The organism is Paraburkholderia sp. RL17-373-BIF-A (assembly GCF_046030175.1).
Lineage (GTDB): Bacteria > Pseudomonadota > Gammaproteobacteria > Burkholderiales > Burkholderiaceae > Paraburkholderia.
In genome coordinates, this window is the sequence record NZ_JARESO010000344.1 from 1 (window position 1) to 747 (window position 747).

General features: G+C 53.8%; 1 protein-coding gene. It reads left to right on the forward strand.

The features are described 5' to 3' along the window. On the forward strand, positions 1–747 hold a 747-nt coding region (locus P0D80_RS50765; RefSeq protein ID WP_408296451.1), incomplete at both ends, for an HrpJ domain-containing protein.

Below are 747 nucleotides of genomic sequence, written 5' to 3' on the forward strand. Positions count from 1 at the left end.
TCGTCGCAGCGGAACCCAGGATGGTGTGCGTGGTCGGGTGTCGGCACAGAAGCTGGTAGCACAACTCTCGATAGACGACTCTATCGATTTGAGCAGTGTACTTGCCGGGTCGGTCGACTGGGTCGACGCACCAGAACTGATACCGGCACTTCGGCGCCAGACATCAGATCCCGCCACAATGGCTCTTATGCTGGTCGGAGTATTAGTCCGCGGCAAGCCAAACGGACGTCTGCGTCGAAAGCTTGAGGATGCATTGGCGCTGTTAGTCGACGACGATGTGGCATTGTCATTGTTTTGCTTGTTGGAGTCTGGTAGTTCCACTCCTGCGCTGCACCAGCAATTGCGAGGGCTCTATCACGTTGCCAGCGCCTCACGTCAGAAACTTTCGCAATGGTTGGATGTACTGGGCGAGAAGCCGGATAGGCAGCGTAAGCTCCGCACAATGTTGCGAGTTCTGGCGTACGAACTAGCGCTGAGCGGACAGCCAATTGTAGGGAGCCACCTAGCTTCAGTAATCGCCGACCTAAAGCAGCTACTGCGTCTGCTCGGATTGGAGGAATATTGTGACCAAGTGGCCACGTCGTTAGCATTGCCGTCACTGACTGGAGAGATACTGTTACATATTGTAGTAGCTCTCGTAGAACAGATTTGGGTAAGCCCCGATATGGTGAGCGAGGTATTGCCCTTGGGGGAGTTGGATCAGAATTATAGACTGGTCCATGCGTTGGGTAAACTTGTGCAACTATT